The following is a 14,957-nucleotide window of genomic DNA, read 5'->3' as shown; positions in this document are numbered from 1 at the left end:
AAGCGTTACTTGGTTTCAGGCTAGCACGAAAGCCCTAAACGGGGTTTTCTTTGTTTCGGGAAACCCAGAAATCGGGCGAAGGCGGGTGACTACGGGGCTAATAGAGTGCCCTTTCAGCATGATTTCCCACACAAATTGCTAGAGGACCACACACCCCAGGTGTGCCAACACTCTGCATTTCAGGAGAGGAGGTGCCGCCCCAATCTGGTAACTGAACGCCTCAAGGTTCCCAGCCTAACCCGATTTCCTGCTTCCGGGACTTCGGCGTTTCGGGAAAGCAGGATTAACGGAAATCTCTGCTTTGGGGCATGTGGGGGTTGGGTCGCACTGACCCTGGATCCGGGCGCCTGACCTCGTCGGCGCGCCCAATCGCGCGCTCAGTCCATCCTTCATGCAGTGAGCCTTGCATCAGGCTACGAAGTAGATCGGAGCGATCCTCCAGCTTGCGGCAGATCAGGTGGGTGATCGGCACCTCGGCCCGTTCGGTCTCACGCTCTACCCCAGCCTCGACCACCATAAGCCGGGCCCCGATGAGCGCGGCCCGGTCGCGCGTACCGACATCGGTGTACACGACGAGGTTCGCTGTCCCGTGCTCGTCCTCGACCGTGATGAAGACGATACCCTTGGCCGTGCCCGGCCGCTGCCGCATCAGCACCATGCCAGCCAGCCTGATCCGCTGCCCCGCGCGCATACCCTCCAGGTCGCGGGTACCGCTGCAACCGAGTGCGCGCAGTTGCGGTCGCAATAGGGCCAGGGGGTGCTGACGTAGGGTTAGCCCAGTCGCAGTGTAGTCCAGCATCACCGACTGCCCATCGGCCTCGGCCGGCAGGGCAGGGGAGGGCTCGACAAGGAGGGGCGGCTCACCGGCCGCCGCGGCCTGGGCAGCCAGCCGCAGTAGGGGAGGGGTGTCGCTCTCGACTCCCTTAGCGTCCCACATCGCCGCCCGGCGATCGAGACCCATGCCAGCAAAGCCGTCCGCCTCGGCCAAGGCCTCAATAGCCTTACGGCCTACCCCGGCCCGGCGCACCACCTCGTCCACCGAGCCATATGGCGAGCCGTTGCCCGCCCGCCGGGCCTCGGCCACTTGCTTCCCGTCCTCGGCCGACAGGCCAGCGGCCATGCGCAGCCCTAGCCGCAGGGCGAGGCCCTCGGCGCTGCGTGCCTCCGGCTCCAGGGTGCAGTCCCAACGGCTCTCGTTCACGTCCAGCCGACGCACCACCACCCGGTGCTGCTGGGCGTCGCGCACAATCTGCGCTGGGGCGTAGAACCCCATTGGCTGGCTGTTCAGCAGCGCGGCCGCGAACACCGCGGGGTGGTGGCACTTCACCCAGGCCGAGGCGTAAGCCAGGTGTGCGAAGCTGGCGGCATGGCTCTCCGGAAATCCGTAAGAGCCGAAGCCCTCGATTTGCCTGAACACGCGCTCGGCGAGGTCGGGGTCGTAGCCGCGGCGGATCATGCCGCCGACCAGCTTGTCCCGGTACACCGCCACACCCTGCGTGTACTTGAAGGTGGCCATGGCGCGGCGCAGTTGGTCGGCCTCGCCGGGCGAGAAGCCGGCGGCGACGATGGCCACCCGCATGGCCTGCTCCTGAAAGAGTGGCACGCCCAGGGTGCGGCCGAGCACCTGCTTTAGCTCGTCCTCCGGACCGTGTTCCTTGCTGGGGGAGGGGTAGACCGGCGCCTCGTCGCCCCAGCGCCGGCGCAGGTAGGGATGTACCATGTCGCCCTGAATCGGCCCGGGCCGGACGAGGGCCACCTGCACCACCAGGTCGTAGAACTTCGATGGCCGCAGACGCGGCAGCATGTTCATCTGCGCGCGGCTTTCGACCTGGAACACGCCCAGAGAGTCGGCCCGGCGCAGCATAGCGTAGGTCTCGGCGCAGTCGCGGGGCACGTCGGCGAGATCGAGGTCGGCAATGCGGTGCCGGCGCAGGAGGTCGAAGCCGCGCCGCAGGCAGCTCAGCATCCCCAGCGCCAGGATGTCCACCTTCAGCAGGCCGAGCGCCTCGACGTCATTCTTGTCCCACTCCAGCACCGTGCGCCCGTCCATGGCGGCGTTGCCGACCACCGCCATCTCGATCAGGGGCCCGCGCGACATGACAAAGCCGCCGACATGGGTGGCGAGGTGGCGCGGGAAGTCCTGGATCTCCTCGGCCAGCTCCAGCGCAAGGCCGAGGCGGCGGTCGGACAGGTCGAGGCCCTCGGCCGCCGCGATTTCGGCCAGGCTGTCGTCCCGTCCTGGGCCCCAGCTGGCCTTGGCCAGCCGCCCGGTGACGTCCTCCGACAGCCCGAGCGCCTTGCCGACCTCGCGCACCGCCGATCGGCCGCGAAAGCGGATTACAGTGCCCACGATGGCCGCGCGATCGCGGCCGTAGCGGCGGTAGATGAACTGGATCACCTCCTCGCGGCGCTCGTGCTCGAAGTCGACGTCGATGTCGGGCGGCTCAGCCCGCTCCACCGAAAGGAAGCGTTCAAACAGGAGGTCGTGCTTGGAGGGATCCACCGCGGTGATGCCGAGCACGTAGCAGACGGAGGAGTTAGCGGCGGAGCCGCGGCCCTGACAGAGGATGTCCTGGTCTCGGGCAAAGCGCACCACCTCGTCCACCGTCAGGAAGTAGGGCGCGTAGTCCAGCCGCTCGATTAGCCGCAGCTCGTGCTCAATGCGGCCCTGGATGTCGTCGGGCACGCCGCGCGGGAAACGGCGGGCGCATGCTTCGGCGACGCGGCCCTCCAGCGTCTGTTGCGGCGTGCGGCCGGGCTCCATGATCTCGTCCGGGTACTCGTGGCGCAGCTGGGACAGCGAGAAGCCCCTGCAGGCCTCGAGGACACGGAGGGTGTTGAGCAGGGCGGCCGGGGCGCGGCGGAACAGCCGGGCCATCTCGGCTGGGTCTTTGAAGTGCCGCTCAGCATTGGGCTCGGCATCGCGGCCCAGCCGGTCCACCGGCCGGCCGAGGCGGATCGCCGTTAGCACGTCAGCCAGGCGACGACGGGAGGCGACGTGGTAGCGCACGTCATTGGTCGCCAGCAGATCAACACGGGCGAGGGCGGTCATCTCGGCCAGGGCTTCCAGCCGTTCCTCGTCGATGTCGTCGAAACGGATCGTCGCCGTGCAGAGCAGCGGCAGCGCCAACCGAGAGCGCAGCGCCGTGGCGTCGGCCCGTAGGCGATCGCCAAAGGCGGCGTCCGGGCGCACGGGGGATACGGCCGCCATGCACCAGCCCTCCGCATGTCCGATCATCTCGTCATGAGTGAGGCTGCACTCGCCCTTGGGCGAGCGCATGCGGCCCAGCGAAAGCAGTCGGGTCAGGCGGCCGAAGGACGCCCGGTCGGTCGGCCACACCAAGTACTCGGCACTGTCCTGTAGCTGCAGGCGGCAGCCCACAACGTAGGGGATGCCGGCCTCCTTGGCAGCAACGTGGCCGCGCACAGCACCGGCAAGGCTGTTGGTATCGCAGATGCCCACCCCGGCATGGCCGAGCGCTGCAGCGGCCACCACCAGCTCGCCGGGATGCGAAGCGCCGTCCAGCAAGGTGAAGTTCGAGCGGCAGCCGAGTTCTGCGTAGGCAAGGAACACAGGGCGATCAGCCCATGACGCCGTGCAGGAACCAGCGTGCCGGGGCGTTGGGACGGTCGATCCCGAGTCGGCACACCCACAGCCGGCCGCCCTCCTCGGTCTGCACCCGAAAGTAATCCCGGCGCGGACGGTCGTGCTTGTCGCCCCACCATTCCGGTTCCAGCCGCTCGGGGCCGGCGGCGTGCAACACCCGCAGCACGCGGCCGTCCAGACGCAGCCGGGCAGGGGGGCCCTCCGGCACCTCGGCCACCACGCCGAGTTCCTTCGGTTGACGCAGGAGGCGCACCGGCCGCCGCCGCTCCTCCCAGGCGTCCGGCACCTCGGGATTTGTGTAGGGATCGACCATGGCCACGCTATCCTCGGGCCAATGGCTTCCGGTCGGCGCCACACGCCACATCACGGCGTGCTGGCCGAGACGGTCGATCAGCTTCGACAGCATCCGCTCTTGCTCGCCGGCCAGGGCGTCCCCGCCCAGGCCGCTCAGTTGGCCGGCCTGAAGTGCGTTGGTCTCGGTTGCACGCAGGATCATGCGCTCGAAGCCGAGGTCGGGCTCCAAGGTGCCAAGCCGCTCGGCGAAGAGCCGGCGCAGGTGAGCGGCGTCACGCGAGGGACTGCCGACACCGATGACCACCTCCTGCACCTCGCCGTCCACGCGGAAGGCGAGCAGGCTGAGGCGTCGGGCACCGCTGCCCGACCCACCGAGCGTAGCGCACAGCTCCTCCAGCAGGGCGTCCACGGCACGGTCGATGGCCGGGCGCGTCACGATCGGCTCGAGGAAAGAGCGGATCGCCAGCAGGGCAGGGGGTGGCTGGACCAGCTTCAGTGGCCGCGCCCTCGCGCCTGAGGCGAAATCCAGCGCATCGAGTAGTGGGCGACCGAAGCGGCGTGCCAGGGGCGCCCGCGGCTGGCGCAGCACATCGCCCAGCGTTAGCAGGCCGAGCCTGGCGAGACCGGTTGCGATCTCGCCAGGAAGCCGCAGCGAAGCAAGCGGCAGTGCGCCGATTGCCTCTAGGTCGCCGCCGACGGGAACAACAACGCCGTTGTGCCCGCTCCGGACCATGGCTGCTGCAGCATCGGCGCTGCCCGCCATCCCGACTCGCGCCCGATAGGCGGCCCGGCGGAAACAGCGCTCCACCTCCGCGAGCATGGCCATCTCACCGCCGAACAGGTCGGTGCAGCCGGACACGTCGAGGACCAGCCCATCTGGGGCATCCAGGGCCACAAGCGGTGTGAAACGCAGGGCCCAGTGCCCGAGCCGCTGCAGCAGCTCGGCCTCACTGCCTGGGTCAGCGGGCCGCAACACGAGATTCGGCAGCATGGCCTGAGCGTCGGCCATGGCCTGCCCTGCGTGCAGATGCGGGGCGTCGACGCAAACCAGCGCGCGGCGGTTACCCACAGTCTGCCACGTCGCCACTGCCTCGCTTGCGAGGTCGGGCTCGCGCCGTCGGAGCGCGTCCACCGCCAGCCACGGAAGATGCACGGAAATGAAGCGCCGGGCGTTACCCGAGTCACCCCGCACTGTGTGGACGCCCCGGACGCTTGCGCATCAACACGAAGCCGGCCCGCTCGAGATGCTGAGCCAGGTGCTGCGCCGCCAAGCCCGCGACCATCTCCCCACCGTGCGGCCGTGGCCGCCCGCGCTCGTCGTAGCGCAGCGCGTAGGACAGTGCGTCGGCCACCTCCTCTGGGCGGGCTGGGCTTAGCGAGTTCTCGTTGGATTCGTTCGGAAAATGGTCGGCCATGCCGCCACCCTATCGGGCGAATCGCGAACAAAACAAGAACTGATTCCCAGCTCACGCGACCGCGAACCTGCAGGAGGAGGCTCCATTACTCGGGAATGCCCTACCCACAAGGCTTTGCATGACCGGGTGAATCTTGCGTGGCAGTGAAGAAATCAGCCCAGCAGCCGGCCGAAGCTTCCCTGCGGCACCTGGCTTCTGCGAGTCGCCTTGCCCAGCCGTCCAGCTATGTCGGCGAGGCCATGCAGGGTCTTGTCGAGCCGTAGTTCGCCCTTGAGGTGCTGCTCCACCGTCTTTTGAAGATAGCCGGTCGGACTACGAGGATGCGATCGCAGCTTCCATGGCGGCGCTACGTGGCCTGGGCACTCAGCGGGCCTGGGAGCGCATGATGGTCGAGGTGCCCCATGCGGGCCTGATTGAGCGACTCGTGGACCACGACCTGCTAGCTACAGGCGGCAGTCTCAACGACGTCGATGCCGGGTCCGACACACACCACACAGTCACTTTTAGGGGCCGCCGTTACGTCCGGGACCCCCGCGTGTGGGCGGAGGTCCTGCTGCGCGCCGGAGGGTTCTGCGAACGCTGCGGCGCCGAGGGTTCGTGACCGAGGCCAGGACGTTACCTCGGGGCCCACCACATTCTGGCGTTCTCTCAAGACGGTCAGGACCGGAGGACCAATGTCATGGCACTGTGCGCGGACCTAAGGCTCTGAACATCGCGATGGCGGCCAAAGTGGCCGCCCTGGAAGGGGCGAGGCAGTCGTAATTGCGGAGGCACTTTAGAGCTCGATCCCCTCCTCTGCTTCTTCCCTGCACCCTTGATTGGTCCGAGTCGGTGCCAGGACCGTCCTTTCAGCAGCCCTTTCTCCCGATGCCGTTCCTGCCTCATGACCTGGACGTCCGTTCCAGGACCAGCATGGGGAACCAGCCCGCGTTAGGGTTGTCCCCAGCGGAAGGTCTAAGATTCGTCTAATAATATGAGTCTAAAGGGAAATTCTGCGTTTCGATTCAGTGGCCTAGGTGGGGGTTCTGCTCCCGCTTTTACGCGTAATGCCCCTGCCTCTACGGAAAGTGCCCCTGGGATTCACTTAGGGCCTCCTGTTGTCCCCAGAGCTGGGGATAACTTCTCCGGGTGACGGGAATCACGGGAGCATTTTTTGGGCTCTCAGGTCCATTCTTCGTGTCTATGCTCCTCTTCCACGGGAATCGCGGGAGCATTCCAGCGGCGAGCGGAATCGCAGGGGCATTTTGGGGCAATGAGCGAGAGCGGGCCGAAATTCCTGTCCGAGGTGGAGCGAAAGCGCCTTGCCCGGCTTGAGCGGACGAAGCAGAACGCCAGGGGGCGTCGTGCCCCCGCCGTGATGCCCTCCCGGCTGGCTCGGACGAGTGCATTCGCCGCCCGTGTCCATGGTTTGGACACCGACAGCAACTTCCGTCGGACCTACATCGTCCCCCCGCACAGCGTGGTCGAAGTGGCCGGGCGCGAGCTGGGAACCCGGCATCGGGATGCGCTCGTTGCGCTTTTCCGGCTGCGCGCAAAGCGCGTCGAGGCCCGCACCGAGACTGGGCAGAAGATCGTCGTCTGCCAGACCGAGACGACGTGGCGGGAGCTGCTGGCTGCCAGTGGCCTGACCATCCACGTGACGAACCTCCTGACCGCCCTTCGCGTGCTCCAGGAGCTACAGCGCGTAACGATCAGGGTCTTCCGTGGATCGCATGAAGAATATCTGCGTGCCGAGGCCCGGGGGATGCTCGCCGGAGCCGGTTGGTCGGATGCCCTAATAGGTCGAATCGAGTGGGATGGTGCCCAGCTCGATAGCAAGTTGACGGTGTCGTATGGTGAATGGGTCCGTCGGACACTTGAGGAACGGCATCTCGTCGCAGTAGATGCTGACGTTTACTTCAAATTGAAGTCCGATTACGCGCGATGCTGGTGGCCCTACATTGACAGCCAGCCTGCCCATAGCTGGATCAACGTGGAACTGCTGGCCTCACTGGCCGGGCGTGACTACCGCGCCGAGGAGACAAAGAAACGGGTCAAGTTGCGAGAGGAGGTCCGGCAGGCGCTTGCCGACATGCAGCAGGCAGGCGGGCTGACGTCGTGGGTGGAGGAGGTCGTAGGGTCCGGCCGGGCGAAGACATACAGATACCGATACGTTCGGGCCGGCAGTCCCCAGGCCGAGCTGCCGATCTGAGCCTCGCCATCAGGCAGCGTTGACCGTGTCCACCAGGTTGATCTCGGCTCGGGTCCGCTTCAGGTTCGCCTCGGCCGACCGGACCCGTCCCAGAATCAAGGATGATCGGCCCGGAATCCAGGATGGCAATCAGAGACTATCGCGATCTCGGCCGAGCAACAACCAACAGCATGCACGCGACCCATTACTCGTGATAACGCCTCGGGGGGTAGGTAACGGTCAGACGAGCCAACGGTCGAGGTAGGGGCTAACCAGCTTCCTCGCTCAACCATGGGTTCAGGAGAGTGACACCGGTCGCCAGGAAATCCCGCGTGTTCCGGGTGACGATCGTAAAGCCGTGCACCAGACCGGTTGCCGCGATCAACGCATCGCGTTCGGCTTTGGGATCCGGCACATGTAGCCGCGCGCAGCGTTGCGCCACGCGGTCGTCGATCGGCAGGATCCGTGGCTGGAACGCCGGCAGGACCTGCTCGTCCAGCCAGCGTCGCAGCATTGCTCCCTGGTCGGGATCGCGGTGCTCAACCTGCAGAACGCCGAGTTCAAGCTCAAGCAACGTAATGGCCGAGAGGAACAGGCTCGCGGTCTCCACGCCGTCGGCCCAACGCGATACGGCAGGATGGGCCTTTCCCGACCGGACCTTGCGCAATTCCGAGACGACATTGGTGTCGAGGAGGAACATCAAGCCAGATCGGCAGGCTGCAAGCCGAGGCGGATCGGCGCGGGGTCGAAGTCGATGTCCTCGTCGCCGGGCATCGCCAGCAGGTCGGCGATCCCGGTAGGGGTTCCGCGGAGGCGCTGGTAATCCTCGAAGCTCAGCAGAACATGCGCCGGTCGACCTCGGTCGGTGATGACGACAGGTCCGTGACCCGCGGCTTTCTTGGCCCGCCCGGTGTCCTGGTTGAACTCCCGACTGGTGAGGGTCGTGATGACCATAGCAAACCCCGCGCGAATGTAGAAACGTTTATACTGTGTGGTTCCCCTGCATCCGCGTCAACAACCAAGCTTCGACCAACCCCCTGCGCTTTCGTCGTGAACACGCCTGTCGAGGCCCTTGAAGGTCGGTGAGATTTTCTGGAACCCACGGGAATAAGCGGCCGCGAGCGGTGTCTTACCGGCATCAACTCCGATGCGAGGCACCCTGCCGATGCTCTATCCCCGCCGCCGCTCCCTTGGTCTTCTGGCCATGGGTGCCCTCGTCCTGGGAACGGGCTGCGCCACCCTGCCCAGTCCCGCCCAGGCCGGCCCTGCCGCGGACATGGCCCAGCGCCGCATCGCGGCTATCGCGGCGGGTGACACCGCGGCCGTGATGGGCAGCTACGCCGACAACGCCGTGCTGGAGTGGGTCGGTGGCCCGCTCGATGGTCGCTATGCCGGCCAGGCCGCCATCGGCGGAGTCTGGGGCAAGTTCATCGCGGCGCAGGGGCCCATGCAGACCCGGATCGGTCAGGTGCTCGAGAGTGCCAACCCGCGCGGGCAGACGGTGGTCGCCGACGTGGCTTTCGCTGGCCGCATGACCGTCAAGGTACGTTACGTCATGACCTACCGCGAGGGCCGGCTGGTGAGCGAGACTTGGCAGGTCGATCCGAACCTGCCGGGCTGATCCGGGCCATGTTCGGGCGAGGCAGGGCGGCCGATACGGCCGACACGATCGAGCGCCACATCCCGGCGCTGCGACGCTTCGCCTGGGCCCTGCTGCGGGACGGCACGGCGGCCGATGACCTCGTGCAGGACTGCCTGGAGCGAGCCCTATCCCGTTGGCACCTGCGCCGGGCGGAAGGCGACTTGCGGGCCTGGCTCTTCACCATCCTGCACAACCTGTTCCTCAATGGCCGTCGCGGCGCAGGACGCCGCGGCGAGGTCGTGCCCGTGGAGGGGGATACCGGGGAGGCGTTCGCCGACGAGGCCGCCGGAACCGCAGCGGAGAGCCTGCTCGTCTGGCGCGATGCCCTGGCCGGGCTGGCCGCCCTGCCGGAGGAACAGCGCGTTGTGCTGCTCCTCGTGGGCGTTGAAGACTTCTCCTACGAGGAGACGGCCCGGCTGCTCGGCGTGCCGCTGGGCACGGTGATGTCGCGGCTGAGCCGGGGACGGGCGCGGCTGCATCGGCTGATTGAGGGCGAGGACGCGCCCGCGCGTCCGGCCCTGCGGAGGGTGAAGTGACGCATGATCCGACCCCGATTGGGTCTTTCCCGGTCACCGAGGACGACCTGCAGGCCTGGATCGACGGGCGGCTGCCCTCCGGGCGGCTGCGCGACATCGAGGCCTGGCTAGAAGCCAACCCCGAGGCGGCGGCGCGCTGCCGTGCCATGGCAGCCGAGCGCGAGGCCCTGCGCGCGGCGCTCCGGCCTTCCCACGACGCGCCGATCCCGGCCCGGCTACGGGTGGCGCATATTCAGGCCCGGCAGGACCGCGCGCGGGCCCAGGGCTGGCGCCGAACCGCCGTCGTCCTTGCCTGGGTAGTGCTCGGCGCTGGGCTGGGCTGGGCCGGGCACGGCCTCGTCCCCGCCGGTGCGCCGCGCCCGGTGGTGGCGCAAGCCGGGCCTCGTCCCATGGTGGCCGAGGCGATCGCTGCCCACCTGGTTTTCGTGGCCGACGCGCGGCGTCCGGTGGAGGTGGCGGCGCAGCAGGAGGATCTGCTGCTGCGCTGGCTTTCCAACCGCCTGTCGCGTCCCGTCTCCGCACCCAACCTGGCAGCCCAAGGCTACCGCCTGATGGGCGGCCGACTGCTGCCCGGTGCTGGCGGCGACCCTGCCGCCCAGCTCATGTACGAGGCCGCCGCCGGGGCGAGGCTGACCCTCTACCTGCGCGCTGACCGCGCTGAGGAGGGCGAGACCGCCTTCCGCTTCACCGACGACGCCGCCGGCGGCGTTTCCGGCTTCTGGTGGGTGGATCGCGGCTTCGGTTACGCCGTGCTCGCCCAGGGGATCGACCGCCCGGCGCTGCTGGGATTGGCCGAGGCCGTCCACCGCCAGGTCCTGACCACCCCGGCTGCCCCGAACGGGCGTCCGGCACCGAGCCTCTGATATGAACGGGAACCCCGCCATGACCACTCGCCTCGCGCGTCCACGCGCCCTGCTGCTTGCCGCCGGCTTCCTGCTTGCCGCGGCGCTGCCGGCCCTCGCCGCCGGCTTCGACGGGAGTATCAAGAATAACTCCCTCGCCCTCAGCCCCGACGAGGGAACGGCCGTCGTCTCCTACAGCGACGACCCGGTGGTGATCGTCTACGACATGGCCGCAGGGCGGGTGCGGCAGCGGCTGGAGGGCTTTACCACGCCGCGCAACATCGTCTTCTCGCCCGACGGCGCCCGTTTCTACGTGTCGGACAGCGGAACCGGGCGCGTAAACGTCTTCGAGACCGCCACGCTGCGGCAGGTCGACACCCTTGCGGCCGGTGCCGGCGCCTTCGGCACGACCCTCTCGCGCGACGGCGCGCGCCTCTACGTCAACAATCAGGCTGCCAGCACCGTCTCCGTCTTTGATACGCGCAGCGGGCGGGCGGAGGCGGTGGTGACCGGTCTCGCCCAGCCGCGCCAGGGCGTGCGCCTTTCGCCGGACGGCGGGACGCTCTTCGTCACCAACTTTCTCGGCGACAAGATCACCCTGATCGACACCGCGACGAACCGGATCACAGGCGAGATCACCGGCTTCGACAAGCTGCGCGCCATCTCCGTCACCGCCGACGGCGGCACGATCTACGCTGCCAACAGCGGGCGGAACACCGTGTCCGTGGTGGATGTGGCCGCCCGGCGGATCGCCGCGGAGGTGCCGGTGGGCCGCGACCCTTACGGCGCCGCCCTGACGCCGGACGGGCGCTACGTCTACTCGGGCAACCTCCAGGACAACTCGCTCTCCGTCATCGATACCGGCACCCGGGCGGTGGTGGCAACGGTGACAGGGCTGCAGGAGCCGCGCCAAGCGATTGTCTTCTCGCGCGATGGGGCGCGCGCCTACGTGCTGAACCGTGACCTCGGCATCGCCGTGGTGGACCGCGCTGGCAATCGGGTGGCGCGCACCCTGTCGCCGGGCGGCTGATGCGGACGCACTGCGGGCGGCCCGGCGGCCAACTGGCCGCCCGGGCCGCCTCCACGTCAGACCGGCAGGTCGTGCGCGTGGACGTGGTGGGCGGCGTTCCGCTCCAGAACGTCGAGGGCACGCCGCTCCAGTTCCGGCGATCGGGTACGGACCCAGAGCAGCTGCCCGCCCTCGACTGTCTGCTGCGCCTGGTCCGTCGCGCGGCGGCGGGCCAGCATCACGGCCAACAGGGTGCCCAGCACCGCGCCGACCCCGCCCGTGGCGGCGGCGACACCGGCGGCCGCCAGGGTGGTGGCGCCCGCTGCCGCCGCAACCCCACCCCCGCTCATCGCCGGGATGATCGCGAAGCCGCCGATCAGCGATCCCTCCGCGTTGCCCAGCGCCTCGGTGCAGAAATGGTCCGTGCGCGGCGCCGCGGGATCGTCCGCCAGCTCGACGGACGTCTTGCCCGAGGCGGCTCCAGCCTCGGCCAGCAGGCTCAGCTCGCATCGCGCGAAGCCCGAGGTCAGCAGTTCGTCAACAGCCCGCTCCAGCGCGGGGTAGGTGTCGAACAGACCGACCACCTCGCGGATCGTGCGGGGCTCAGCAGGCGCTTCGATAGTCATGGAATCCTCCGTTCCTCGGCCTGCCTAAGCTCGGGGTCGGGTGCCGCCGTGACCAACACCGTGCCCCGATCAGTTCCATCGCGATGCGTGATGATCCCACGGGTGGAGCGTTGTTCAGCCAAAGCGATCACTCCGATCGCCATCATGACTTGGACCGTCGATCCAGGAATACGCACCTTGGTCACCGGGTTCTCGATGCGAAGGGCAGGGGAGAAGTAAGGATGACAACCAGCAGAAGGCACCTGCTCGGTGGCGCGGCCGCCCTTGCCGCGGCATGGGTCAGCGGTGCCCGAGCGGCCGAGGTGGATCTGAACCTGCCCGGCGGCGGAGGGGTACGGCCCCTGATCACGGACTACCCGCAGAAGGGCGCGATGATCCTGCAGCGGACCCGCCCGCCGCTGCTGGAAACGCCCTTCGAAGTGTTCGACGAGGGCACCTTCACCCCGAACAACCGCTTCTACGTGCGCTGGCACTGGGCGGTGATCCCGACCGAGGTGGACGTGAACGCTTTCCGCCTGGAGGTGAAGGGCCACGTCAACGCGCCGCTCTCCCTGACGTTACGGGAGCTGTACAACCTGCCGCGGGTGGAACTGGCGGCGGTCAACCAGTGCTCGGGCAATTCCCGCGGCCTGTTCCAGCCGCGCGTGCCCGGCGCCCAGTGGGGCAATGGCGCCATGGGCAACGCCAAGTGGGTGGGTGTGCGCCTGCGCGACGTTCTGGACCGTGCCGGCGTCCGGGCGGGCGCCACGGTCGTGCGCTTTGGGGCGCTCGACCAGCCGGTGGTACAGGAGGGTCCGGACTTCATGAAGTCCCTCGCCCTGGACCACGCCCGCGACGGCGAGGTGATGATCGCCTACCTCATGAACGGCGAGCCGATGACGCTCAACCACGGCTTCCCGATCCGCCTCATCGTGCCCGGCTGGTTCTCGACCTACTGGGTCAAGGCGCTCAACAGCATCGAGGTGCTCGACGGACCCGACGAGAACTACTGGATGAAGACCGCCTACCGCATCCCCGACACCCCCGGGGCCAACGTGCGCCCGGGCCAAACCGGCTTCGGGACGGTGCCGATCAACCGCATGGTACCGCGCTCCTTCGTCACCAACCTCCGGGACGGCGCGGGCCTGCCGATGGGGGCGCCCGCGCCGCTGCGCGGCATCGCCTTCGGCGGCTCGACCGGCGTGCGAGCGGTGGACGTGTCCACCGACGGCGGTGCCTCCTGGCAGCCCGCAACCCTCGGCCCAGACGAGGGCAAGTACGGCTTTCGCCGCTGGGAGGCGGGCTTCACGCCCACAGCACGCGGCGAGGCGCGGATCATGGTGCGCTGCACGAACAACGACGGTTTGGCCCAGCCGGCCGAGCCCAACTGGAACGGCGGTGGCTACATGCGCAACGGCATCGAGACCACCTCGGTTCGGATCGGCTGAGGAGCAGGGGCATGTCCTTCCAGAACTTCTGCTACGGCATAGTGGCGGTCGCGGGGATTTCCCTCGCTCTCTTCGGCAAGTCACCGCCGGCGCCGCCCGCTCCCTACCCGCCCACGCCCGAAGCCCTGCGCTTCGCCGCGGCCGAGGCGGCCTATCCCTTCCACAACGCCAGCATCGAGCTGCCGGCGGGGGATCGACAATTCCAGGGGCCGGGATCGGAGGTGGCGAACGCCAACTGCCTATCCTGCCACTCCGCCGGGATGGTGCTGAACCAGCCCCCCCTCAGCCGGGCCGTGTGGGAGGAGGAGGTCCGCAAGATGCGCACCGCCTACCATGCTCCCGTCGCGGAGGCCGACGTGGAACCGATCGCCGAGTACCTCGCGTCGCTGCCGCGACCCTGAACGGCGGGGCACGAGGGGGATGGAGGCGTCGCGGTGCCCATGTTGATCCTGGCCGTCGTTCCGGAGCCCGGCACGGCGCGCGCCTGTCTTGAGCACGCCGCACTCGCCCGGGCTGCGGTCGACGATGCGCGCCTCGTCGTGCTGCACCCCAACGCGGACCCTGAGCGGCTCATCGCGGCGGCCGAGGAAGTGGCCATCCAGGAGCTGCGTGAGGCACGGGAGGGTTCGGCCGTGTCGCGCGCGGCGGCCGTGCGCACCGTTTTTGACGAATGGGTCGCCGCATCGCCCGGGGGCGGGGAGGCGGAGTGGCGCGAGCGACCGGGCGCCATCGGGGAGGTCGTTGCTGCCGCGGCGGCTGGGGCGGCGCTGGTCGTACTGGCGCGCCCGCGCAACCTCGATGGTCAGGATGCCCTGCACGAGGCCGTTTTCCACGCCGGCCCGCCGCTGCTGCTGGTGCCCGACGCTCCTCCTCCGGCCGCCCTAGCGCACCTTGCCCTGGCGTGGGAGCCGGAGGACGCGGCGAGGCGCGCCCTCGCCGCCGCCCTGCCCTGGCTGCGGCGCGCGACCGAGGTGACAGTGCTGGTCGCCGGCGGGGAGAGCAACCGGCCGGATGCGTCGGAGGCGGCGGAGCGGCTCGGTGAGGCCGGCGTCGGGGCAAACGTCCTGCCGTTGGAGGGCGGCGGGCCGGTCGGCGCTGCGCTGCTCGGCGCCTGCGGCCGCATCGGGGCCGACGCGCTGGTGATGGGCAGCTACGACCGTCCCGCTGTATTGGAATGGCTGTTCGGTGGCGCGACGCGGGATGTGCTGCGCGACGCGACCCTGCCGGTTTTCCTGCATCGATGAAGGAAAGCGCGATAGAACGGGTCAGCTGGCCTGGCGCCTGGCAAGGGGCGCTGTCAGCGATGCTGGGGTATCTGGCGGTGTTCCTCGGCGCCGGGATCGGTGGCGCGCTATGCCACGCGGTGAGGCCTAGCTTGCGGGCCGCGAA

Annotated in this window: 14 protein-coding genes; 8 read left to right on the top strand and 6 right to left on the bottom strand. The window is 68.6% G+C overall.

Annotation, left to right across the window (positions count from 1 at the left end; all coding sequences use genetic code 11):
• Positions 1-283: 283 nt before the first annotated feature.
• The 3 genes from ACFFIC_RS22090 to ACFFIC_RS22080 form a co-directional block, all read right to left on the bottom strand.
• Entirely contained in the window at positions 284-3,574 is a 3,291-nt protein-coding gene (locus ACFFIC_RS22090; RefSeq protein ID WP_377054379.1) for an error-prone DNA polymerase, read from the bottom strand.
• 7 nt (positions 3,575-3,581) lie between these two features.
• Positions 3,582-4,970, bottom strand: a complete 1,389-nt coding sequence (locus tag ACFFIC_RS22085; RefSeq protein ID WP_377054387.1) for a Y-family DNA polymerase — start codon at positions 4,968-4,970, stop codon at positions 3,582-3,584.
• A gap of 112 nt (positions 4,971-5,082) precedes the next feature.
• A complete protein-coding gene (locus ACFFIC_RS22080) occupies positions 5,083-5,316 on the bottom strand; it encodes a hypothetical protein (RefSeq protein WP_377054377.1) in 234 nt (77 codons plus the stop codon).
• 1,252 nt (positions 5,317-6,568) lie between these two features.
• Here ACFFIC_RS22080 and ACFFIC_RS22075 point away from each other — a divergent pair.
• The gene (locus ACFFIC_RS22075; RefSeq protein ID WP_073138426.1) at positions 6,569-7,507 is read left to right on the top strand and encodes a hypothetical protein; all 939 of its coding nucleotides are present in this window, start codon (positions 6,569-6,571) and stop codon (positions 7,505-7,507) included.
• A 247-nt stretch (positions 7,508-7,754) separates the two neighbouring features.
• Here ACFFIC_RS22075 and ACFFIC_RS22070 read toward each other — a convergent pair whose 3' ends face one another.
• Together ACFFIC_RS22070 and ACFFIC_RS22065 are read right to left on the bottom strand one after the other, a co-directional pair.
• Entirely contained in the window at positions 7,755-8,186 is a 432-nt protein-coding gene (locus ACFFIC_RS22070) for a type II toxin-antitoxin system VapC family toxin (protein WP_377054375.1), read from the bottom strand.
• Positions 8,186-8,440, bottom strand: coding sequence for a type II toxin-antitoxin system Phd/YefM family antitoxin (locus ACFFIC_RS22065; RefSeq protein ID WP_377054373.1), 255 nt, complete (start codon positions 8,438-8,440; stop codon positions 8,186-8,188). Before ACFFIC_RS22065 ends, ACFFIC_RS22070 begins: the two co-directional genes overlap by 1 nt.
• 211 nt (positions 8,441-8,651) lie before the next feature.
• On the opposite strand from ACFFIC_RS22065, the gene ACFFIC_RS22060 reads away from it, so the two are divergent.
• From ACFFIC_RS22060 to ACFFIC_RS22045, 4 genes are read left to right on the top strand one after another with little or no spacing between them, the layout of a single operon-like run.
• Entirely contained in the window at positions 8,652-9,107 is a 456-nt protein-coding gene (locus tag ACFFIC_RS22060) for a nuclear transport factor 2 family protein (protein ID WP_377054371.1), read from the top strand.
• 8 nt (positions 9,108-9,115) lie between these two features.
• The gene (locus ACFFIC_RS22055) at positions 9,116-9,664 is read left to right on the top strand and encodes a sigma-70 family RNA polymerase sigma factor (RefSeq protein WP_377054369.1); all 549 of its coding nucleotides are present in this window, start codon (positions 9,116-9,118) and stop codon (positions 9,662-9,664) included.
• Positions 9,661-10,527, top strand: coding sequence for an anti-sigma factor family protein (locus ACFFIC_RS22050; RefSeq protein WP_377054367.1), 867 nt, complete (start codon positions 9,661-9,663; stop codon positions 10,525-10,527). The genes ACFFIC_RS22055 and ACFFIC_RS22050 overlap by 4 nt, the downstream gene beginning before the upstream one ends.
• 19 nt (positions 10,528-10,546) lie before the next feature.
• Positions 10,547-11,536 (top strand): beta-propeller fold lactonase family protein, encoded by a 990-nt coding sequence (locus ACFFIC_RS22045; RefSeq protein ID WP_377054365.1) that lies wholly within the window; start codon positions 10,547-10,549, stop codon positions 11,534-11,536.
• Positions 11,537-11,592: 56 nt separating this feature from the next.
• On the opposite strand, the gene ACFFIC_RS22040 is transcribed toward ACFFIC_RS22045, so the two are convergent.
• On the bottom strand, positions 11,593-12,141 hold the full coding sequence (locus ACFFIC_RS22040) for a hypothetical protein (RefSeq protein WP_377054363.1): 549 nt from the start codon (positions 12,139-12,141) through the stop codon (positions 11,593-11,595).
• Between the two features lie 221 nt (positions 12,142-12,362).
• Between ACFFIC_RS22040 and ACFFIC_RS22035 the strand changes: the two genes are divergently transcribed.
• From ACFFIC_RS22035 to ACFFIC_RS22025, 3 genes are read left to right on the top strand one after another with little or no spacing between them, the layout of a single operon-like run.
• Entirely contained in the window at positions 12,363-13,568 is a 1,206-nt protein-coding gene (locus ACFFIC_RS22035) for a molybdopterin-dependent oxidoreductase (RefSeq protein ID WP_377054361.1), read from the top strand.
• 11 nt (positions 13,569-13,579) lie between these two features.
• Positions 13,580-13,969, top strand: coding sequence for a c-type cytochrome (locus tag ACFFIC_RS22030; protein WP_377054359.1), 390 nt, complete (start codon positions 13,580-13,582; stop codon positions 13,967-13,969).
• Positions 13,970-14,008: 39 nt separating this feature from the next.
• Entirely contained in the window at positions 14,009-14,812 is an 804-nt protein-coding gene (locus ACFFIC_RS22025; RefSeq protein WP_377054385.1) for a universal stress protein, read from the top strand.
• Positions 14,813-14,957 lie beyond the last annotated feature (145 nt).

The sequence above is a fragment of the Muricoccus vinaceus genome, from assembly GCF_042433125.1.
Lineage (GTDB): Bacteria > Pseudomonadota > Alphaproteobacteria > Acetobacterales > Acetobacteraceae > Roseomonas > Roseomonas vinacea.
Note: the sequence above shows the minus strand (reverse complement) of the source record. Positions and strands in the feature narration are given on the sequence as shown.